The organism is Archangium sp., assembly GCF_057119385.1.
On sequence record NZ_DBNGVP010000132.1, the window covers coordinates 1 to 20108 of the forward strand.

The window sequence follows — 20108 nt, forward strand, 5'->3', positions numbered from 1 at the left end:
GCGCGCTCGAGGGCGGCCACGTCCAGGGGGCCCTCCATGCGTACCGCCGCCGGCAGGTTGTAGCGGGCGCTGCCGGGCTCCATCCGCTCCAGGAACCACAACCGCTGCTGCGCGAATGACAGCGGCAGCGGACCGTTTCGGGGAAGACGCTGGAGCTGGGGTCCGGACTGTCCGGCCGCCGCGGTACGCAGGGCGAAGAGTTGCCGCGCCAGCTCCGTGAGGCTGGGGCCTTGCAGCAGGCGCTCCATGGACAAGGAGACGCCCAGCTTCTTCTCGAACGTGTGGGCCAGCTCCACCGCGGCCAGTGAGTCCAGGCCGTAGCGGGTGACGGGCCGCGAGGGATCCACCGAGGCCACGGGAACCTGGAACCGCTCGGCGACACATGCCACCAGCCAGGCCTGGAGCCCATCCACCGTCCCCAGCTCCGCGGGCTCCACCGTGTCCCGGAGGCTCGGTGCCGGCTCGGGGGCTGGCGGGGCCTGCTCCTCGCGGCGGGCCGTCTCGCACCATTGCAGCACGAGGCGCAGCTCGCCCGCGCGGAACATCTCCCGGGCCGCCCTGCGCTGGATCTTCCCACTGGAGGTCTTCGGGATGCTGCCCGGCTCGATCAGCGCCAGGGCATGGAGTTGAACCTCGTGCACCTCGGCCAACCGCTGGCGGATGGCCGCCGCCGCCGCTTCACCAGCCTCGAGCTGCTTGCGCAGATCTCCGGCCCGGCGCACGTCGATCTCCTGGACGAGCACGAGCCGCTCCTCTCCCTCCACCTCGAGCGAGAACGCCGCCGCGCAGCCCGGCCGCAGTGCCGGGTGACTCCGCTCCGCCGTCTGCTCCAGATCCTGCGGGTAGTGGTTGCGCCCGCGGATGATGACGATGTCCTTCTGACGGCCGGTGACGAAGAGCTCCCCGTCCTTCAGGAACCCCAGGTCTCCCGTCCGGAGATAGGCGCGCTCGCCTCCGTCCGAGGGCCTCGCCTGGAAGATCCGCTGGGTCTCCTCGGGTTTGCGCCAGTAGCCCCGTGCGACGCTCGGACCGCTGACCCAGATCTCTCCCACCCGGCCCGCGGGGCAGCGCGCCAGGGACGCTGGATCCACGATGAGGATCTCCTGCTCTCGCAGCGTCCGGCCGCATCCGGCCAGCAGCCGCGCGTCCGGCTGTCCGGGGCGGGCGTCCTCCACCTGGTGGCGCTCCAGGGCCGCCGCGCTCGCCGCGTACAGGATGGGCGGGGCGGACACCTCTCCGCCGGAGACCATGAGGGTCGCCTCGGCCAGCCCGTAGCAGGGGTAGAACGCCTCCCGGCGGAAGCCACGGGACGCGAAGGCGTGGGTGAACCGGTCGAGTGTTTCGGGGCGGATCGGCTCGGCTCCCGAGAAGGCCAACTCCCAGTGGCTCAAGTCCAGGAGCTGGCGTTGCTCCTCGGTCACCTTGCGGACGCAGAGATCGAAAGCGAAGTTGGGGCCGCCGCTGACGGTGGCCCTGGAGCGGGAGAGGGCCTCCAGCCACCGGAAGGGATTCTTGAGGAAGCTCAGCGGCGACATGAGCGTCGTCCTCATCCCCGCGTAGAGGGTCGAGAGGATGCCGCCGATGAGCCCCATGTCGTGGTACGGCGGCAGCCAGAGGACGCTGGAGCTGTCGGGTCTCAGCCGGAAGGCGTGGGAGATCAGCCCGAGGTTGTGCATCAGGTTGCCGTGGGTGAGCATGACCCCCTTGGGCATTCCCGTGGAACCGGAGGTGTACTGGAGGAAGGCGAGCGTCTCCGGCTCCACGTGGGGCCGGAGCCAGGTGTCCGCGGCGCTCTCGCTCAGCCCGTCGGTGGCCACCCAGCGGAGCGCCCCGAGATCCGGCGCCTGCTCGAAGAGGCTCTCGCCCACCGACTGGATGAACGAGGTGGTGAGCACCACCGAGGCCTGTGCGTCCTGGAGCACCGCGCGGAGCCGGGGCAGCGTGCGCTCCAGGCGCAGGGGATCCGGCGGATAGGCGGGCACCGCGACCAGGCCGGCATAGAGGCAGCCGAAGAACCCCGCGATGTACTCGAGCCCGGGGGGATACAGCAGGAGGACCCGTTCACCGGGCGCGGCGATCGCCTGGAGCGAGGCGGCGATCATCCGCGCACGCTGGTCCAGCTCCCCGTAGGTCACGCTGCTCTCCTCGCCCTCCGTGTCCTCCAGGAAGGTGAAGAGGTGCTGGGATGGATTCCGGGACGCGTGCTCCTCGAGGAGCTCGACCAGGGTGGGGGGGCCACTCAGGAAATACGGTTTCATAGGTAGAGGGATTGCTCGTGGGGCCGCGCCGCGGGGCGGAAGTTTCGTGGGGATTCGAAGAACCTCTCGACGAGGCCGATCAACTGCTCGGCGTTCTCGTGGAGGCAGTAGTGGGTGGCACCCCGGAGCTGCACGGAGTGGGCGGCCGGGAGCCGCTCCGCCACCCGCCTGGACAGCTCGGGTGAGACGATCTGATCCAACTCCCCGCTGATGAGCAGGGCCGGGGCCGTCACCTTCCCGAGCAGGGGCGTGATGTCGCGGGAGGACTCCTCGAGTACCTGGAGGCTGTAGTGACGGATGCTCCGGACATCGTTGAACGGCTCGGCGATGGCCTGCCGGAGCTCCCGGCTGGGGGTGGCCAGGACGTTCTCGGGTCCGCCCTGGGGTGAGCCCGGGGGCGGTGTCTGCTCATGGGCGAGCATCGACACCATGGAGGTCCTGACCAGCGAGGCCATCTCCGGCCGCTGGCTCACCAGTTGGCACATGCGCCGCAGCGTCTTCTGGAACGCCGTCTCCAGCCGCTCCAGCCCCGGGAGGGGCGAGTAGGAGCCAGTGATCAGCACCATCGCGGAGGCGGAGGTTCCCCGGCTCAGCAGCTCGAGCGCGAGCCTGGCTCCACTGCACCAGGCGATGAGCCGGCATTCGCGCACCCGCTCCTGCTCCAGGATGCGCTCGAGCACGGCCACCTGCTCCTTCACACCACGAGGGCTCCAGTAGATGACGCGGTGGCTCCTCAGGAAGTGCGCGAGGAACCGGCCCCAGACGGTGAGGCCCTGGCTCGCGGCATTGATGCAGACGAGCACCGGGCCGCTCCCCGCGCTCTGGTACTCGATGGGCCCAGTGTCCCCGGCGTCGAGCGTGCGCCGCTCCAGCGTCTCGAGTGCTCGCGCGGCCTCGTGGTGGGATTCCCGCCTGGAGGCCATCCACTGCGAATGGAAGGACTCCCACCCGCCTCGGGTGTCCCGCGCCGCCCGGGTGCCGGGAGCGGCCTGACGGGCACGGGTGCTGTCGAAGTGCCTGGGCTGCGTCAGGTAGGGCTCGAAGGCCGCGGTGCGGGCGCGCAACAGGGTCTCGGCCGGATCGAGCGCCATGCCGCCGCCCACCCATTCGGGTTTCAACCCGGTCACCGCTCCGAGGTGCTGGCCGAACTGCTCCAGCGCGCACGTCTCCGGGCTCACGAGGTGGAAGAAGCCCTCCAGCAGGGCCGGGTCGCGTGAGAGCTGGCACATCCACTCCAGGGCCTGCTCCACCCCGATGATGTCCAGGCTGGCCCCTGGCGCGGCCACGAGCCGGAGGGAGCGCTGCTGGAGGTAGCTGGGCGACTTGGCGTCGAGGAGCTCCTTGAAGCGCAAGAGCGCCGCGAGGAAACCCTGGAGCCCACCCGGGGTGTGGTGGGTGAGCGGGATACCGAATGGCATCGCGGGACGGAAAATCCGGCAGGGAATGCCAGCCTCCCGGCACCACGCCACCACCTCCCGCTCCGCGGCACGCTCGGCGTCCTCGTCTGGAGTGTTCGCCGGGTACTCCGCGTCGAAGGGCTCCTCCCGGATCGTCCCGGGTTTGCTTCCGGCCACGTGGAGGGTGCTGACATGGTTGAAGGCGCCCACCGGCCGCCCATGCAGCAGGGCGAGCAACCGGTGCGGCGCGGAGGGTGGGGCGCCATCACATGCCAGGGTGAGGCCCTGCGTGGGTCCAAGGCTCCAGACCTCGTCGAACCGCTCCTGCTCGCGAGGGAGTCCCTCCAACGATCGCAGACCCAGGGCGAAGGTCTCGGGCAGGGGCATCCGGGCGCCGGGCGTGGACCCGGCCCAGAGGGCACGCAGCCGCTGCTCGAGCGCGTCCTTCGTCGTGCCCGGTGCATCCGGGGCCCAGCAGACGACGGTGTCCCGGCTCGTGGCGAGCAACCACGCTGCCAGCAGCCCACCGAGGGGCTTGTCGACGTCCGCTACCAGAATCGTTCTTGGCATGGATTGTCCCGGGGATGCCCGCCAGGGGGACGCCCCGGGGATTGATGAGTCTTTGTGAGAAGATTGTCAGACACTAACAACCCATTTCCTGGTTCGTCAATGCGAGAGCCCGGGCCCGGGTTTCCATGTATGGGGTAAGCCTGTATTGAAAACCCATGGCCGCCAGCGTATCGGTGGTGGGTCCCGATCCATGGGGAGTCCCAGACATTGGCTGAGCTCATGAAACTGGTGGAGTGTCTGGGTGATCATCCCGCGACGAGGATCACCACCTGGGGCCGGATGGGGTTGGTGAGCCATTCCTTCGCTCAATTGCAGCAGGACGTGCGGGAGAAGGTGGGCTGGCTGCGCCGCCGCGGGCTCGGCGAGTGCATGCGTGTCGGCGTGCTCGCGGCCAACAGCTACGAGTGGCTCGTCCTGGATCTCGCGCTGGTGTCGCTCCGCTGCGAGATCGTCACCCTCACGGCCGCGCAGCTCGAGGGGGATCTCGAGCGGTTCGCGGCGGAGCAGGAGCTCGCGGTGCTGTTCTTCCTGGGGCACGCCACGCCCGTGTCCCGCTCCGTCCACCTGGGGTGGGTCGTGGCCGCGGATTCGCGCGAGCCGATCCCCCTGCGGGGCGGTGGTGCGCCGGGAGCGGGGCGGGGGTGGACCACTCCCTTTCGCGTCTTCTCCTCGGGGAGCACCGGGACTCCCCGGTGTATCTCGGTGCCCCGCTCCGGCCTCGAGCAGGTGATCGACGAGCTGCGGGACACCTATTCCTTCGACTCCTCCGACACCGTCCTGATGTTCCTGCCGGTGTCCAATCTCCAGCAGCGATTCCTCGTCTACTCGGCACTCTGGTACGGCATCTCGTTCGTCCTCGTCGAGCCGGTACACCTGCTGCCCGCGCTGAAGCGGACGCGCCCCACCGTCCTGCTCGCGCCACCGCTGTTCTTCGAGACCATCGCCCGGAGGGTGACGCGCTCCGCGCCGCTCCGGTGGTTGATGCGCGTGATGGCCCGGCTCCCGCCCGGGAGCGCGTTGGCCGGAGCGCGCCGGAGGGTGCTCGCCCCCCTGCGGCGCGGGGTGCTCGCGGAGCTGGGCGGGCAGATGCGGTTGATGATCACCGGCATGGCGCCCGTCGCCCGGACGACGCTGGAGCTGTACGCGGCCCTCGAGCTGCCCCTGTTCGAGGCGTATGGGATGACGGAGTGTGGGATCATCGCCTGCAACACGCCCCGGGCCACGCGCTCCGGCAGTGTCGGGCGGCCTGCGCCCGGCGTCCGGATCGAGCTCGCCTCCGACGGGGAGATCATCGTGCACAGAGATGTGCCGCTCACCGCGGGTTATGCCAGCCTCGGGCCCGAGGCCAACGCGGAGACGTACCTGGGGGGAGGCCGGATCGCGACGGGCGATCTGGGCCGCTTCGACGGCGACGGCTTCCTCTACCTGCTGGGCCGCAAGAAGAACGTCCTCGTGCTCGGGGATGGCCGGAAGCTCCACCCGGAGTTGATCGAACGGGAGCTGATGGGCCTCCCGTTCATCCACCAGGTGGCTCTCCTGCCCGAGGGCAAGACGGGGCTGGCCTGCGCCGTCCACCTCTCGGAGGAGGGCAGGGGCAGCGAGGAGACGGCACGCCGGGAGCTGGCGCGGCTCGTCCGGGAGCTGGCGGGCCAGGAGCTGACGCGTGTCGTGTTCAGCGGGGAGCCCTTCACCCCTGGCAATGGCCTGCTCACCCAGAACCTCAAGCTCAACCGGCGGGCGCTCCGGGAACTGTTGTCACCACGGGGGCGGACCTCCGAGCGAAAGGGAGAGGAAGCACAGCATGTCCATGTCAGCCGAGGATGAGGAGTTGCTCGCCGTCATCGAGGACACCGTGCCGCCGGACAGGGCCCGGCGCGTTCGTCCCGAGGCGACGCTCCGCCAGCTGGGAATCGACTCGTTGAATCTGGTGATCATCGTGGGCCGCTTTCTCGAGCGCTACCCGGTGCCGGTGGAGCCGCTGCAGGAGCGGCTCGGCTCGGTCCGAACGGTCGGTGAGCTGTTGGAGCTCGGCCGGATGGCCCGGGCGGCGTGGCGTCGTGAGACGGGCCATGCGTGAGCCGGCCGCGGCTTTGCCGGGGGTGGTGGATGCGCATTGTCATGCGGCCTCGCGGCGGTTCATCCCTCGCTCCTTCGTGGAGGGAGCCATCCGCAACATCGCCGTGATGCACGAGGCCCTGGGGGTGCCGGTCCAGCCCGGACGCCTGGTGGAGCGCGCGCTGGAGGCGCTGGGAGACCATGACTGTGACGAGCTGGTGCGCCAGATGGACGAGGCGGGCATCGATTGGAGTGTCCTCCTGCTCCCGGACTTCACGTACCGCCTGAAGGACTGCGAGCTGACCATCGAGGAGATGTTCATCGAGCACCGGCGCATCCTCGAGCGGCATCCGGGCCGCTTCCAGGTCCTGGCGGGAGTGGATCCGCGGTGGGGCCGCGATGGATTGGCGCTGTTCGAGCGTGGGCTGAAGGAGTACGGCTTCCGGGGTCTCAAGCTCTATCCTCCATGCGGCTACCGGGCCGATGACCGTCTCCTGCATCCCTTCTACGAGCTCTGCGCGGCCTGGAATGTCCCCGTGCTCCTGCACATGGGGCCGACCTCGTCCCATCTGGACTTCGAGCCCGCGCGCCCGGGTTTCGTCGACGAGCCCGCGCGCCTGTTCCCCCAGGTCAACTTCATCCTGGCCCACGCCGCGACGGCCCATGTCGACGAGTGCGCCATGCTCTGTTCCTTCCGGCCCAACGTCTACGCGGACGTGAGTGGGTTCCAGGAGGGGGCCCGGAGCGAGGGAAGGGGATTGAGTCACCTGCTCCGGAGCGCACCGGCCCACAAGCTGCTCTTCGGAACGGACTGGCCCGTCTTCCAGGAGGATGCCCGCCAGGCCGAGCACCTTGAGTCCTTCCTGGAGGTGGCGCGGGAGCTCCTCGCGGGGCCCCATTTGAGGCTCGTGCTGCGGGAGAACGCGGCCCGCCTTTTCCGGGGCCGCCGAGCGGGTGGCCCGGGGGACTCTGGCGAACCCCATACAGGCTTCCTTGTATAGGGCTCGCTGGTATGTACGAGCGGCCTTCCGGAAAGTACAAACAATCGCGCAAAACGGGGCCGCGAGGCATTCCATCTGCTGCCAGGAACAGAGGCTTGCGAGTCATTGGGACTCGCGCCCAACCCGGCCCCGGGGAGCGCTCATGAATTCACAGTATGCGCTGGATTTGTTGATCGACCTGGCGTTGATCGCCGGTTTCGGGGTGCAGCACTCCATCATCGCCATGGTGCGCCTCAAGGCCATCATCCAGAGGCTGACGGGGATTGATCCCATTGCCTGGCGCGGGGTGCAGTCCTTCATCAACGTCTCGTACCTGCTGATGGCGTGCGTCTTCTGGCGCGAGGTGCCCATCGTCATCTGGGATCTGCAAGGGGTCTGGTATTGGGTGGCGGGGGTGACGCTGGTGGCCTCCTGGGCCTGGTACTTCCAGATCCACCTCTTCGAATACGACTGTGGCATGGCGTTCGGCTCGTCGGCGGTGCTGGCGCGCATGCACAACGCGAAGCCGCCGCCGATGGAGATGTGGAAGGTGGGCACGCGGCGTTGGCTGCGCTTCCCCGTGCACACCGCCTTCTTCCCGATGTTCTTCGCGTTTCCGCGGATGACGGCGAGCCTGCTGCTGCTGGCCATCGCGGCGAACGTCGCCAACATCATCGGTACCGTTCTCTACGACAGGCGGATGGTGTTCCTCGTCAAGGACGTCTACCGCGAGTACCAGAAGGTCACCGGTCTGCTGCTGCCTCCGCTGTTGCGCGCCCCGGGCGGTGCGAAGCACATGAGCTTCCCCGAGCCGTGGCACTGGTCTCGTGTGTCCCACAACGTCCCGGGCCTGCTGCTGGGCCTGCTGGTGGGCACGCTCTTCTGGAAGCAGCTGGGCGCCATCGGCCTCGTGACGGAGGAGCTCGTCCGGGCGTGGCTCGGCGCCTTCCTCGTCGCGGTGACGGGCGGGGCCGTGGTGGGGGTGATGCAGGCGTCGCGCGGCGCCGTGCTGGAGCTCTCGTACCAGCGGCTGCTCACGATGCTCGCCACCAATACGGCCCTGATGAGCGCGGTGTCGCTCCTCACGTGGATGGGGCTGTGCTTCGCCACCCAGGCAAGCCTGCCCATCCTCTTCATCTTCTTCCCCATGTGGATGACCATGCTGTGGCTGGGTCACTTCGTGGCGTCGACCGTCTTCTTCGGCCTGCGGCCCTCACTCGTCCCGGGCCAGGCCACCCCCACCGTGTCCGCCAAGGCCACCCCCTGAGCATCCGGAGCCACGCCATGACCTCCTTTTCCGCAATCGTCCGTCCCTTCAACGTCAAACCCACCCTCCTTCCGCTCTCGCGCGGCTACCGGGGCGCCTGCTGGGCACCGCCCTTCGCGCTGGACGCCCCGCACAAGCAGGCCATCTACGGCGCGCTGCGCGAGGTCTCCACGCTCGCCTTCGGCGCCGACATGGCGCCCTACTGGCGCGACCGCTCCCTCGACGGCTACCTGGACAAGATCACCCGCTTCTATTTCATCCACAGCGCGGATGACCGGGTCGTCGGCTGGACGGGCTACCACCGGCTGACGCTGGCCGGGCAGACGTGTCTGTACCTGGACTCGACGGGGGTGCTCCCCGAGCTGCAGAACACCGGCATCATGACGGGGCTGTTCAGCCAGTTCCTCCTGACGGAGATGCTGCGCGCGGGACCGCGGGGCCTCTACGTCTCCATGCGCACGGAGAACCCCGTCGTCTACCAGTCCTTCTACAAGGTGGCGGGGGAGCGCAACACCTTCCCCAGCCTCTCCACGCCGGTGCCGGACAAGGTCCAGGAGATGGGCCGCCAGCTCGCCGCGTGGCTCAAGCAGAGCGACAAGCTGGAGGCGCCCTCGCTGCGGGTGATGGGCGCGTACGACAACCTGGACGCGCTCTACGGCGAGCTGCCCACTTGCGACGACGACAACATCAACCGCTACTTCCGCCAGCACTTGCGGCCCGTGGATGCCTTCCTCGTGCTGGCCCGGCTGTCGCTGCCGGGCATCTTGCTCTCCCTCACCACCAAGAAGCTGGGCAAGGCGCTGCGGGGGAGCCGTGGGCGGGCCGAGCGCAAGGCCGCCTGAGCCAACCGCACCTCACTTCTGGAAAGCACGCCCATGATCCTCGATGACGTCGAACGCAGTTTCTGGGCGACGGACGGGTGCAGGAACATCCCCGAGCTGGGGCTGAACCTGTCCGCGCTCAAGCAGTACCTTCCCCAGGGCTGGCACCACCTCGTCTACCTGGCCCGGCTCGCCAACACCCTCCGCTCGCTGCAGCGCAACGATGGCTCCATGGTGGACCAGGACCTGGCGCGGCAGCTCTTCGAGCAGTCCGCGCTCGCCCTGGAGGCCGCGGCCGGCCATTGCCCGGACGAGGACATCGCGGAGCTGCTGCGTCTGCGGGCCGCGGGGTTGCGGCGCCAGGACACCCGCGAGGCCGCGACGGCCCTGGCCCGCGCGACGAACGACCGGCTGGTGGTGCTCTGCGGACCGCTCGTCACCTGGCCCGGCAAGAGTGGCGCCTATCTCCACTCCACCTGTGTCGCCCTGGAGGACGAGCGGCTCACGCGGCGCGTCCGCGCGCTCGAGGTGGAGCTGGGCGCGCTGCGCGCCTACTACGAGAAGCTCCTCGGCCTGGAGGGGCTGGAGCTGGCGGAGATTCCCTCCTACACCGTCAGCGGGCTGGTGCTCTGCGGCGGAGAGGCCAATGGCTTCCCCAAGCACTTCACCTACTTCCTTCCCGAGGACGAGGGGCACCGCAAGCTCAAGCCACGCAAGACGCTCCTCTTCCACAACATCTACCTGGAGCGCATCCGCTGCCTGAGCCTTCCGCTGCTGCGGCGCGTGTGTCCGGAGCTGCCGGTGACGGACGAGGACGTGTGTGATCCGATGGTGGCGCTCACCTGGTTCCGCGGGCACGACGTGGGGCACTACTGGCGCCACCGGGATGCCGCCTTCGCCAGGCTGAAGGAGCTCGGCACGGCCCGCTCCTACGCGCTCCAGGAGGCGCTCAGCGACGTGCTCGGCTACCTGGCGCTGCACGGGCCGTGGCGGCAGGAGGCACGGCATGCCGCGCCCATGGGCTTCTACCTGGCGGAGATGCTCCGCTTCCTCGGCCGCGGCGACCAGGCCATCCACCCGGACTTCGAGGCCGCGCACCTGGTGCTCTCCTACCTGGTGAAGAAGGACTTCGTCTCCCTGGACGCGGAGCGGGGCGAGCTGCGCCTCACCCAGGAGCGCTTCCAGAAGGGCGTGACGGAGGTGGCCGGGCGGCTCATGCGCGCCGTGCTCGGCGGTGACGTGGACGAGGCGCGCCACCTGCTCGCGGAGCACGGGCTGGCGGCGGACTCGCGCGGCAGCCACCTGGAGCCGGTCATCCGCCGGGCCGCGGGCATGGGCAATGACATCCGCTACACCTACGAGGGCTGACATGACGGGCAGCGACAATCTGGAAGGCAGGCGTGTGGTGCTCACCGGCGGGGCCAGCGGCATTGGCCGGGTGACGGCCGAGGCGTTCCTCCGCGCGGGGAGCCGGGTGGCCATCATCGACCGGGACGAGGAGGCCCTGTGGCGGGTGCTGGAGGAGCTGGGGCCCGGCGCGTGTGGCTTCGCCGCGGACGTGTCGGAGCCGGCCTCGCTCCGGGAGGCCTTCGCGGGCGTGGACCGGGGGCTGGGGGGCGTGGACGTGCTCATCGCCAACGCCGGCATCAGCGTGCGGCGTCCCTTCCTGGAGATCTCCCCGGAGGAGTGGCGGCGGGTCCTCTCCGTGAACCTGGATGGCGTCTTCTTCTGCGCGCGCGAGGCGGCCACGCGGATGATGGCGGGGCAGGGGGGCGTCCTGCTGCTGATGGGCTCCACCAACGGGCTCGTGGGCTACCCCTATTACGCCTCGTACAACGCCTCGAAGGCGGGCGTCATCGAGCTGGCCCGCTCGCTCGCCATCGAGCTGGCCCCGAAGGTGCGGGTCAACGCCATCTGCCCCGGCTACGTGATGACGCCGATGCAGGAGCGTGAGTACACGCCCGCGATGCTGGAGCAGGTGAACGCGAGGATTCCCCTCCGGCGCCACGCGCGTCCCGAGGAGATCTCCGAGCTCTTCCTCTTCCTCGCCTCGGACCGGGCCCGCTACATCCACGGGCAGGCGCTCGTCATCGACGGAGGGGAGCTGGCGGGCGGACTGGCCAGCGCGGGGGTGAGCAGCGAGGGACGGGGATGAGCGGCCCGGGCACCACCTCCGGCGCGGAGCTGTTCTCGCCGGACTACGCCGTGGCCCGCGACCGCTTCCGGGCCGCGTGCGCGGACGCGGGCTTCCAGGCCCACTGCTACCCGATGCCGTCATCCGCGCCTGGTGCCGAGCTGACGGTGGACGTCGCCGTGGGCGGCACGGTGGAGGCCCGGCGCGCGCTGCTCGTCACCAGCGGGTTGCACGGCGTGGAGGGCTTCCTCGGCTCGGCGCTCCAGCTCGCCTTCCTCCAGCGGCTGGCCGTGGATCGCGCCTGCGCCAGCGGCCTGCGCCTCGTCTTCGTCCACGCGCTCAACCCCTTCGGGTTCCACATGCTCCGGCGGACGGACGAGCACAACGTGGACCTCAACCGCAACTTCCTCCTGCCCTCCGAGGAGTACCGCGGTGTGCCGGAGGCCTACTGGGACGTGCAGCGGCTGCTGGGGTTGTCCGCCGCGGCGCCCTCCGGCGGTTTCTTCCCGCTCAACCTGCTGCGCTGTGTGGCGCGCCATGGCCAGGCGGGCTCGCGTGACGCGGTGGCGGGCGGGCAGTACGAGGACTCGTGGGGCCTCTTCTTCGGAGGCACCGGACTGTCGCCCACGGGCACGCTGCTCCAGACGCACCTGCGCGGCTGGCTCGGCGGGGCCACCGAGGTGCTGCACGTGGACCTCCACAGCGGCCTCGGTCCCTGGGGCGGCTACCGCCTCATCCTGGAGCACGACTGGGAGACGCCCGAGCTGCACTGGTTCGGCAGGCACTTCGGCGAGTCGCTCGTGGAGCCCAGCGAGCCCAAGAGGGGCATCTCGTACCGCAAGCGGGGCGGTCTGGGCCCGTGGTGTGCCGGGCTGCTCTCGCCCGGGGCCTATGAGCTCCTCATCGCGGAGTTCGGCACCTATCCGCTGCCCGTGGTGCTGCTCGCGCTCCGGGCGGAGAACCGGGACTGGCTCCGGGGACAAGAGGGCGTGCGCCGCCGGTGCGTGAAGGCGGTGCTCCGCGAGGTCTTCGCGCCCTCGAGCCCGCGCTGGCGTGCGAACGCCGTGCAGCGGGGGCTGGCGCTGCTGCACCGGGCGGCCGACGTGTGCCGGCTCCAGGGCGTGCCCACGGCCCGCCCGCGGTCGGTTTCTCAATCCTTGTCAATGTCTGTCGAAGTGCCCGGCCACCGGATTCCCGGTTGGCCGGTCTGATGTCAGATCACTCACTATCATCCAGGAATCCACATGATGAACGAACACCGAATGGACACCGGTTCCGAATCTTCTCGCACTCCCGGAGCGCGGGAATTCGTCCAGCAGCTCGAGCGGGAAGTGGGCGCGCACCGGGCGGTCAATCACCCCTATCTGCGGGCGCTCGCGAGTGGCGAGCTGCCGGATCCGGTGGGCGCGCTGCGGGACTACGCGCACCAGTACTACGCCTACAGCATCAACTTCCAACGGTACCTGACGGCCACCATCTCGCAGCTCGACAGCTCGGAGCACCGGCGCGCGCTGCTGGCCAACCTGCTGGAGGAGGCGCACGGGGTGAGCCCGGACGAGGCGGAGCTGATGCGCCGCCACGGGATCGAGCTGGAGTGGGTGGAGAACGTGCCCCATCCGGTGCTCTACCGGCGCTACCTCGAGGCGCTGAACATGGACGAGGCCTGGCTGCGGGCGAATCCCTTCTGCGACGAGGCCGTGCAGTGGAGCCAGCTCTTCCTGCAGTGCTGCAGCTCGCTGGGAGCGCCCGTCGCGGTGGGAGCGATGGGCATTGGCACGGAGCTGATCGTCCGCCGCGTGTACACGCCCATCCTGGAGGCCATCAAGACATACATCGACGTGTCGCCCAGGGATCGGGTGTTCTTCGATCTGCACCAGAAGATCGACGATGATCACGGAGAGGTGTTGCTGGGCATCGCGGAGGAGATGGCGGAAGACCCGGCCCAGCGCGCGCTGCTGCGCACGGGCGCGTTGATGGCGCTCAACCTGCGGGCGGGCTTCTACGACAGCCTGTTGTACCGGGCGCGGGAGATGCCGCGCGTCACCCGGAGCGGCTCGTCGGGCTTCGTGGACACCACGCGCAACCGGGACTCGCTGGAGCCGCGGCCGGTGGAGCACGCGCTGGAGACGCTCATCCACCGGCAGGTGGGGCGTGAGGGCGTGGCGGAGGCGTTCAGCCGCTCGCGGGGGCACCCGGTGTACGAGGTGACGCTGCCCTCGCGCTCGGTGAGCTTCAGCGTCGGGGAGCTGGCGCCCGGCCAGGCGACGTCCAACCACCGCCACGCCTACGAGTCGCTCATCTACGTGCTGGAGGGCTCGGGCTGGTCCATCATCGAGGGCCGGCGCGTGGAGTGGCGCGCGGGGGATGCGCTCTACGTCCCGCCCTGGAACTGGCACCAGCACGTCGCCGGCGGGGAGAAGGCGCTCTACCTCACGGGGACGAACCTGCCCCTGCTGCACCAGCTCGGCCAGACGGTGCTTCGCCAGGAGCAGGGTCCGGCCAATCACTGACGGTTCATTGCCTCAATGGCTCACGTGAGCCTCTCGGCTCGTGGGCGGCGCTGGTGGCCGCCCGGTCGGGTATGTCCTATCATGAAGATGCTTCCGGTGTCGCAGAGGGAGACCCGGAGGCATCCCTTTCCTCCGTCTGGATTGATATATCATCATGAGCCTCGTCAAGGGTTCCCTCCTGCAGCACACGAAGCACTTCGTGCATGAACGGTTCGGTCCAGACGCCTGGAGGATGCAGGTGGAGGGCTTGCCGGCGGCGGGCCGTCCAGGCGTGCTGCAGCCGGTGCCCGCGTGCTGGTACGACCTGGGCCTCTTCCGGCGGCTGCTCCGCGCGCTGTGTGAATACACCGGCCGCGGGAGCGGCTTCATCATGGGGGAGCTGGGCCGCTTCACGGCGGACCGGGAGCTGTTGGGAGCGCAGCGGTGGGTGCTCCACCTGGCGAGGCCGTCCTTCGCGGTGCGCAACCTGGACCTGTGCTGGCGGCGCATGTTCGACGTGGGCCGGTGGGACTCGCAGCACGAGGACGGGACGCTCGAGTTGAGGCTGGCGGAGTGGGAGGGGGAGCCGGCGCTGTGTGATTGGATTGGCGGCTATGTCCGCCGGACGCTCGAGCTGTTTGGCTGGCAGGTGGAGGGACTGGCTCACGCGGAAGGGCTCTCGAACGACGCGGCCACCTGGGCCTTCCGGGCCGGGGGACACCCGCATCCCGAGGCCGTCCGGGTGAACAAGCTCACCTCCCGGGCCGAGGTGCTCCAGGCGGCGCGCGTGCTCGCGCACTGCACCCGGGCGGAGGCGTTGGCGCGCTTCGTGGTGGAGCTGAGCCGGGTGCAGCTCGGGTGCAGTGGCGCGCAGCTCTGGGTGCTGGGGGAGGAGGGGGAGGGAATGCGGCTGCTGTGCTCGGCCGGCGAGTGGGAGCGGGAAGGCCAGCGCAGCTGCTTGCTGCTGGAGACGGGCGGGCGCACGGTGGGGCGCATCGAGGTGCGGCATGTGCAGGAGCGGCTCGAGGAGGCCTCGGCCACCCTGTTGGACGAGCTGATGCCGTTCATCGCCGAGAGCCTGGTGGGCGTGCTGGAGCCTCGCCGGGAGCAGCCGGCCGTGTTGCGCAACGAGGATGAGGCCTTCCGCCAGCGGTTGCAGGCGGCCCGGCACCTGTGGGGACTCACCGCGCGTCAGGCGGATGTCGTCGCGCTGGCGGTGCAGGGGCAGACGAACAAGGAGATCGCCGGGGCACTCGGCTGCCAGAAGAGCACCGTGGAGCTGCACATGTCTCACATCCTCAAGAAGTGTGGGGCGGACAACCGCAGCATGCTCGCGGCCAGCTTCTGGACGTTGCGCTGAGCGCCTGGGGGCTGGCAATTTCGCCCCATGGGTATCGCCAGCACTCCTTCGCCGCCCTACGTGGCGGTCATCTTCACGTCCATTCGGATGCCGGTGGACGAGGGTTATGCGCTCACCGCGACGGAGATGCTCTCCATGGCGGATGCGCAGCCGGGTTTCCTGGGCGTGGAGAGCGCCCGGGACTCGGAGGGATTGGGCATCACCGTGTCGTATTGGCGGGACATGGAAGCGGTGCGTGCGTGGAAGGCCGTCGCCGAGCACCGCACGGCCCAGAAGCTCGGCCGCGAGCGGTGGTACCGCGCGTATCGCACGCGCGTCTGTGTGGTGGAGCGGGAGTACGGTTTCTCGCTGTAGGCCCGCGGGGCCGCTCCGAGGCCGGCTCCCACGCCCGGGCGGGTCCGCATCCAGCGGGCCCTCGCACCGGGCAGGAGGAGCCGACGGTGATGCAACAGGGACTCGCGGGCAGGGTTGCGTTGGTGACGGGAGGCGGGGTGCGCCTGGGCCGGGCGCTGGCCGAGGCGCTGGGCCGGGCCGGGGCCACGGTGGCCGTGCACTGTCATGGCTCCCGGAACGAGGCCGAGTCCGTGGTGGGCACCCTCCAAGCGGCGGGAGGCCGGGCCCGGGTGTTCCAGGCGGACCTCTCGCGTTCCGAGTCCATCGCTCCCCTGGTGTCCCAGGTGGAGCGCGAGCTCGGTGCCCTCTCCATCCTCGTCAACAGCGCCGCTCGTTTCGATCGGGCGGCCTTCGTGGAGACGCCCGAGGCCTCGTTGGAAGCGTGCTGGGCCCTGAACACCCGGGCGCCGTACCTGCTGAGCCAGGAGGTGGCGCGGGGAATGCTGGCCCGGGGAGGTGGGGACATCATCAACATCCTCGATGTGGGCGGGGCCCTCGCACCGTGGCGGGGCTACTCGGCCTATGGGATGACGAAGGCCGCGCTGGCCCACCTGACGCAGTGTCTGGCGTTGGAGCTGGCGCCTGTCATCCGGGTCAACGGCGTGGCGCCGGGGACGGTGCTGCCCCCCGAGCAGATGAAGCCGTCGCTGCTGGAGACACTCCGGCGCCGCATCCCCCAGCAGCGCATCGGCGCTCCGTCGGACGTGGCCGAGGCGGTGCTCTTCTTCCTCACCGGGCCCACCTTCATCACCGGGCAGATCCTCGCGGTGGATGGAGGGCGCATGCTGGAATAGGATGTCCCCGCCCGACCAGTGTTCTCGAAGGCGGGGTTTTTCCCATGCCCGGGGGCATTTCTCCGATGACCACGCCCGCCTCCCTCCTCGAAGCCGACGTCCCGCGCCCCGTCCTGGACGTCATCGCCCGCCTCCATGAGCTGGGCCACGCCGTCTTCCTCGTCGGGGGCTGCGTCCGTGACACGCTCCGGGGTGTCCACCCCAAGGACTTCGACGTCGCCACCAGCGCGCTCCCCGAGGAGGTCCAGCGCGCCTTCCGCAAGGTCATCCCCACCGGCATCCAGCACGGCACCGTCACCGTCGTCCAGGAGAGCACCCACGTCGAGGTCACCACCTTCCGCAGCGAGGGCGACTACCACGACGGCCGCCGCCCCTCCGCCGTCACCTTCGAGCGGGACATCGTCAAGGATCTCTCCCGCCGCGACTTCACCATCAACGCCATGGCGTGGAATCCCCTCACGCATGAGCTCGCCGATCCCTTCGGTGGCCAGCAGGACCTGAAGGCCCGCGTCGTGCGCTGCGTGGGCTCGGCCATCGAGCGCTTCTCCGAGGACGGGCTGCGCCCCATGCGCGCGGTGCGCTTCGCCGCGGTGCTCGACTTCACGCTCGATCCCGGCACCCAGGCCGCCATCCCCGAAACGCTCCCCGTCTTCCGCAAGGTCGCCCACGAGCGCGTCCGCGAGGAGTTCGTCAAGCTGCTGCTCTCCAAGCGCGAGGCCTTCGGGCTCGAGCTGCTCGCCACCACCGGGTTGCTCGAGGTGTTCCTCCCCGAGCTCGCCCGCGCCGATGCCGGGGCCGCACGGATCGCCCGCGCCGCCGCCGCCGCCGAGCCCGTGGATGTGGAGATCCGTCTCGCCGCCCTGCTCGCCGACCTCGTCAGCCCTCGGCAGGCCGAGGAGATCGGCGTCCGGCTCAAGTTCCCCACCAAGACCATCGAGCGGGTGCGTCTGTTGATCTCGCACGCCGCGCTCGAACGGCATGCCGGGGATTCGGATCCCGCGCTCCGCCGGCTCCTGGCGAAGGTGGGGCTCGCGAATGTCGAGGCGTTGACCTCGGTGGCCCGGGCCCGGATCCAGGCCAGGGAGCCGGTCCGGCTTCCCGAGCTGGATACCCTCATCGGGCGGTTGCGTGTGATCGCCGCGTCGAAGCCTCCACTGTCGGCGAAGGAGCTCGCGCTCAATGGCGGCGCCATCATGGCCACCCTGGGCGCCGGGCCTTCTCCCATCGTCGGCGAGGCGACGCGGTTCCTTCTCGAGCGGGTGCTCGATGAGCCTTCGCTCAATGAGGCGGAGAAGTTGAAGGAGCTGTTGCTGGGATGGCAGCGGGCCCGTGGGTCCTGAGGTTGTCCGCGGGGCAGGGGAGTAGACCCTCACCCCAACCCTCTCCCAGAGGGAGAGGGGGCAGGCACATTGTGTCGCACCTGGACCGGCCGGCGTGTAGATAGGGGCGTCATGCGAGTCGTCGTTGCCATGAGTGGTGGGGTGGACTCCTCCGCCGCCGCCGCCCTGCTCAAGGAGCAGGGTCATGAGGTCATCGGTATCACCCTCCGCGTCTGGTCCTATGAGGGCAAGGCCCAGTGCGGCAGTTGCTGCAGCCCCGATGACATCGACGATGCCCGCGCCGTCGCCCAGACGCTCGGCATCCCCTTCTACGTCGCCAACGCCGAGGAGCTCTTCAAGGACCGGGTCGTCAGTCCCTTCGTCCAGTCCTACCTCGGGGGCAAGACGCCCATCCCCTGCGTCGCCTGCAACCGCGACGTGAAGTTCAACTTCCTCCTCAAGCGGGCCCGTGCCCTCGGCGCCCGGCTCGCCACCGGCCACTACGCCCGCGTCGCGCAGCAGGACGGTAGGTTCCTCCTCCGCCGCGCCGTCGATGCCGCCAAGGATCAGAGCTACTTCCTCTTCACGCTCGGCCAGCAGGAGCTCACCGACGTCCTGTTCCCCGTCGGGGGCATGACCAAGTCCGAGGTCCGCGCCGTCGCCGAGCGCCATGCCCTCCCCACCAGCCACAAGCCCGAGAGCATGGAGATCTGCTTCGTGCCCGATGGCGACTACGCCGGCTTCGTCGAGAAGGTCGCCGGCCCCCAGCAGGGCGGGGAGATCGTCGACACCGAGGGCCATGTGCTCGGCACCCACGCGGGGGTGCACCGCTTCACCGTGGGTCAGCGCCGCGGCCTCAACCTCGGGGGCGGCGAGGCCCGCTACGTCCAGCGCATCGAGCCCGAGTCCCGCCGCGTCGTCGTGGGCCCCGCGGATGAGACCTCGCGCGATTCCTTCGGTCTGCTCCAGCCCCACTGGGTGGATGGGCCGCCGCCTCCCGAGAAGTCCGTGATGGTCCGCATCCGCCACCGTCACCCCGGTGCTCCCGGCCGCGTGCGTGTCTCCGCGCATGGGCTCGTGTCCATCCACCTCGACACTCCGGCCCGCGCCGTGACGCCCGGCCAGGCAGCCGTCGTGTATGACGGGGATCAAGTCCTCGGCGGTGGGTGGATTGTTTGAGCCTCGCCGCAACAGCCAGGGCGTGACGCTGTGCGCGCACTGAATTTGACCGGCCTGTAGGCGGGGCGTACCTTCCGGCCCACCTCGACGCTACAGGCCGCGACACTCGTGTGGCCGCGCCGGGGCGCCGTACACGCGAGGAACACCACGTCATGCGCGATGCCCACCGGATGAAGGAGAAGTTCGATGTTTCGCTCGACAACAGGCAGATCGTCAGCCTGTTGATCGCGGGGATCATCGTGATGGGCGCCGTATTCGTGCTCGGCGTCGTGGTCGGCAAGAAGCTCGCCGGCAACGCGCAGACCGCCGCCGCGCCGGATCTGCTCTCCGCGCTCGACGCCAACGCCCAGGCCCTCCAGCAGGCCCGCGAGGCCGAGCAGCCGCTCACCTTCCAGGACGAGCTCACCCGCAAGAGTGGCTCCGACGCCTCCAAGCCCGGCACCGTCACGGTTGCCATCCCGCCGCCCGCACCCAAGCCGAAGCCCGCCGAGCCGAAGCCGGAGCCCCAGGCCGCCGAGCCCCAGGTCGCCGAGGCCTCCGCGGACGAGCCCACGGCGTCGCCCACGGATGACGACTACGCGCCTCCCGCCACGGCCAAGGCCACCGAGCCGAAGCCGGAGCCCAAGGCCGCCGAGCCGAAGCCGGAGCCCAAGCCCGTCGAGACGAAGGTGGCCGAGAGCAAGCCCGCTCCCGTGCCGGGCAAGGTGGAGGCCGCTCCCGTGCCTACCCGCACCACGACGCCGCCCCAGGGTGGCGGTCTGAAGGACGCCATCGCCCGCGCCACCCAGCGTCCCACCGAGGCCGTTCCCGGTGGTGCCTTCACCCTGCAGATCTCCGCCTTCCAGAACCGTCCGGAGGCCGAGCGCTTCGCGGCGAAGCTCCGGGACCGTGGCTACGCCCCGTACATCGTCACCGCCGAGGTCCCCAACAAGGGCACCTGGTACCGCGTCCGCATGGGCAGCTTCCCCTCGAAGGATGCCGCGTCGCGCTACCTGTCGGATTTCAAGCGCGAGACGCAGATCCAGGCCTTCGTCGCCGCGAATTGAGACCGCCGGTGCATGGCGGGGCGGCGCCCGGAGTGCTATGGGCGCC

17 protein-coding genes are annotated in these 20108 nt (G+C 69.8%); 15 read left to right on the plus strand and 2 right to left on the minus strand.

What is annotated here, in order from left to right:
* Both AC16DP_RS32210 and AC16DP_RS32215 read right to left on the minus strand, forming a co-directional pair.
* Positions 1-2258 (minus strand): AMP-binding protein (locus AC16DP_RS32210; protein WP_483956912.1); only part of this gene is annotated, 2258 nt, incomplete at its 3' end.
* Positions 2255-4225 carry a serine aminopeptidase domain-containing protein gene (locus tag AC16DP_RS32215; RefSeq protein ID WP_329728056.1) on the minus strand — a complete coding sequence of 657 codons (1971 nt, stop codon included), beginning with the start codon at positions 4223-4225 and terminating at the stop codon, positions 2255-2257. The genes AC16DP_RS32210 and AC16DP_RS32215, both read right to left, overlap by 4 nt.
* Positions 4226-4432: 207 nt before the next feature.
* Here AC16DP_RS32215 and AC16DP_RS32220 point away from each other — a divergent pair, with 207 nt between their 5' ends.
* The 15 genes from AC16DP_RS32220 (at position 4433) to AC16DP_RS32290 (ending at position 20062) form a co-directional block, all read left to right on the plus strand.
* Positions 4433-6049, plus strand: coding sequence for an AMP-binding protein (locus AC16DP_RS32220; protein ID WP_329728057.1), 1617 nt, complete (start codon positions 4433-4435; stop codon positions 6047-6049).
* Positions 6033-6302 carry a phosphopantetheine-binding protein gene (locus AC16DP_RS32225; RefSeq protein WP_483956913.1) on the plus strand — a complete coding sequence of 90 codons (270 nt, stop codon included), beginning with the start codon at positions 6033-6035 and terminating at the stop codon, positions 6300-6302. Before AC16DP_RS32220 ends, AC16DP_RS32225 begins: the two co-directional genes overlap by 17 nt.
* Positions 6295-7281, plus strand: coding sequence for an amidohydrolase family protein (locus AC16DP_RS32230; protein ID WP_329728059.1), 987 nt, complete (start codon positions 6295-6297; stop codon positions 7279-7281). The genes AC16DP_RS32225 and AC16DP_RS32230 overlap by 8 nt, the downstream gene beginning before the upstream one ends.
* A gap of 142 nt (positions 7282-7423) precedes the next feature.
* Entirely contained in the window at positions 7424-8527 is a 1104-nt protein-coding gene (locus AC16DP_RS32235) for a hypothetical protein (RefSeq protein ID WP_329728060.1), read from the plus strand.
* Positions 8528-8544: 17 nt separating this feature from the next.
* A complete protein-coding gene (locus AC16DP_RS32240) occupies positions 8545-9369 on the plus strand; it encodes a GNAT family N-acetyltransferase (RefSeq protein WP_329728061.1) in 825 nt (274 codons plus the stop codon).
* Between the two features lie 33 nt (positions 9370-9402).
* The gene (locus tag AC16DP_RS32245) at positions 9403-10716 is read left to right on the plus strand and encodes a hypothetical protein (RefSeq protein ID WP_329728062.1); all 1314 of its coding nucleotides are present in this window, start codon (positions 9403-9405) and stop codon (positions 10714-10716) included.
* Position 10717: 1 nt separating this feature from the next.
* Positions 10718-11503: an SDR family NAD(P)-dependent oxidoreductase gene (locus AC16DP_RS32250; RefSeq protein WP_329728063.1), complete on the plus strand. Its 786-nt coding sequence runs from the start codon at positions 10718-10720 to the stop codon at positions 11501-11503.
* A complete protein-coding gene (locus AC16DP_RS32255) occupies positions 11500-12693 on the plus strand; it encodes a DUF2817 domain-containing protein (RefSeq protein WP_329728064.1) in 1194 nt (397 codons plus the stop codon). The genes AC16DP_RS32250 and AC16DP_RS32255 overlap by 4 nt, the downstream gene beginning before the upstream one ends.
* A gap of 33 nt (positions 12694-12726) precedes the next feature.
* The gene (locus tag AC16DP_RS32260) at positions 12727-13992 is read left to right on the plus strand and encodes an iron-containing redox enzyme family protein (RefSeq protein ID WP_329728065.1); all 1266 of its coding nucleotides are present in this window, start codon (positions 12727-12729) and stop codon (positions 13990-13992) included.
* Between the two features lie 154 nt (positions 13993-14146).
* Complete coding sequence (locus AC16DP_RS32265) at positions 14147-15331, plus strand: helix-turn-helix transcriptional regulator (RefSeq protein ID WP_329728066.1); 1185 nt, start codon at positions 14147-14149, stop codon at positions 15329-15331.
* 27 nt (positions 15332-15358) lie between these two features.
* On the plus strand, positions 15359-15685 hold the full coding sequence (locus AC16DP_RS32270) for an antibiotic biosynthesis monooxygenase family protein (RefSeq protein ID WP_329728067.1): 327 nt from the start codon (positions 15359-15361) through the stop codon (positions 15683-15685).
* Positions 15686-15774: 89 nt separating this feature from the next.
* Positions 15775-16518, plus strand: coding sequence for an SDR family NAD(P)-dependent oxidoreductase (locus AC16DP_RS32275; protein ID WP_329728068.1), 744 nt, complete (start codon positions 15775-15777; stop codon positions 16516-16518).
* 65 nt (positions 16519-16583) lie between these two features.
* Positions 16584-17858, plus strand: coding sequence for a CCA tRNA nucleotidyltransferase (locus AC16DP_RS32280; RefSeq protein ID WP_329728069.1), 1275 nt, complete (start codon positions 16584-16586; stop codon positions 17856-17858).
* A 111-nt stretch (positions 17859-17969) separates the two neighbouring features.
* Positions 17970-19016, plus strand: a complete 1047-nt coding sequence (gene mnmA, locus AC16DP_RS32285; protein ID WP_329728070.1) for a tRNA 2-thiouridine(34) synthase MnmA — start codon at positions 17970-17972, stop codon at positions 19014-19016.
* Between the two features lie 152 nt (positions 19017-19168).
* Positions 19169-20062, plus strand: a complete 894-nt coding sequence (locus AC16DP_RS32290; protein ID WP_329728071.1) for an SPOR domain-containing protein — start codon at positions 19169-19171, stop codon at positions 20060-20062.
* Positions 20063-20108: the final 46 nt, after the last annotated feature.

Bases quoted from the DNA above. Each gene is read 5' to 3' on its own strand.
- AC16DP_RS32215 (WP_329728056.1), bottom strand. From the start codon at position 4,225: ATGCCAAGAACGATTCTGGTAGCGGACGTCGACAAGCCCCTCGGTGGG.
- AC16DP_RS32225 (WP_483956913.1), top strand. From the start codon at position 6,033: ATGTCAGCCGAGGATGAGGAGTTGCTCGCCGTCATCGAGGACACCGTG.
- AC16DP_RS32230 (WP_329728059.1), top strand. From the start codon at position 6,295: ATGCGTGAGCCGGCCGCGGCTTTGCCGGGGGTGGTGGATGCGCATTGT.
- AC16DP_RS32235 (WP_329728060.1), top strand. From the start codon at position 7,424: ATGAATTCACAGTATGCGCTGGATTTGTTGATCGACCTGGCGTTGATC.
- AC16DP_RS32240 (WP_329728061.1), top strand. From the start codon at position 8,545: ATGACCTCCTTTTCCGCAATCGTCCGTCCCTTCAACGTCAAACCCACC.
- AC16DP_RS32245 (WP_329728062.1), top strand. From the start codon at position 9,403: ATGATCCTCGATGACGTCGAACGCAGTTTCTGGGCGACGGACGGGTGC.
- AC16DP_RS32250 (WP_329728063.1), top strand. From the start codon at position 10,718: ATGACGGGCAGCGACAATCTGGAAGGCAGGCGTGTGGTGCTCACCGGC.
- AC16DP_RS32255 (WP_329728064.1), top strand. From the start codon at position 11,500: ATGAGCGGCCCGGGCACCACCTCCGGCGCGGAGCTGTTCTCGCCGGAC.
- AC16DP_RS32260 (WP_329728065.1), top strand. From the start codon at position 12,727: ATGATGAACGAACACCGAATGGACACCGGTTCCGAATCTTCTCGCACT.
- AC16DP_RS32265 (WP_329728066.1), top strand. From the start codon at position 14,147: ATGAGCCTCGTCAAGGGTTCCCTCCTGCAGCACACGAAGCACTTCGTG.
- AC16DP_RS32270 (WP_329728067.1), top strand. From the start codon at position 15,359: ATGGGTATCGCCAGCACTCCTTCGCCGCCCTACGTGGCGGTCATCTTC.
- AC16DP_RS32275 (WP_329728068.1), top strand. From the start codon at position 15,775: ATGCAACAGGGACTCGCGGGCAGGGTTGCGTTGGTGACGGGAGGCGGG.
- AC16DP_RS32280 (WP_329728069.1), top strand. From the start codon at position 16,584: ATGACCACGCCCGCCTCCCTCCTCGAAGCCGACGTCCCGCGCCCCGTC.
- mnmA (WP_329728070.1), top strand. From the start codon at position 17,970: ATGCGAGTCGTCGTTGCCATGAGTGGTGGGGTGGACTCCTCCGCCGCC.
- AC16DP_RS32290 (WP_329728071.1), top strand. From the start codon at position 19,169: ATGCGCGATGCCCACCGGATGAAGGAGAAGTTCGATGTTTCGCTCGAC.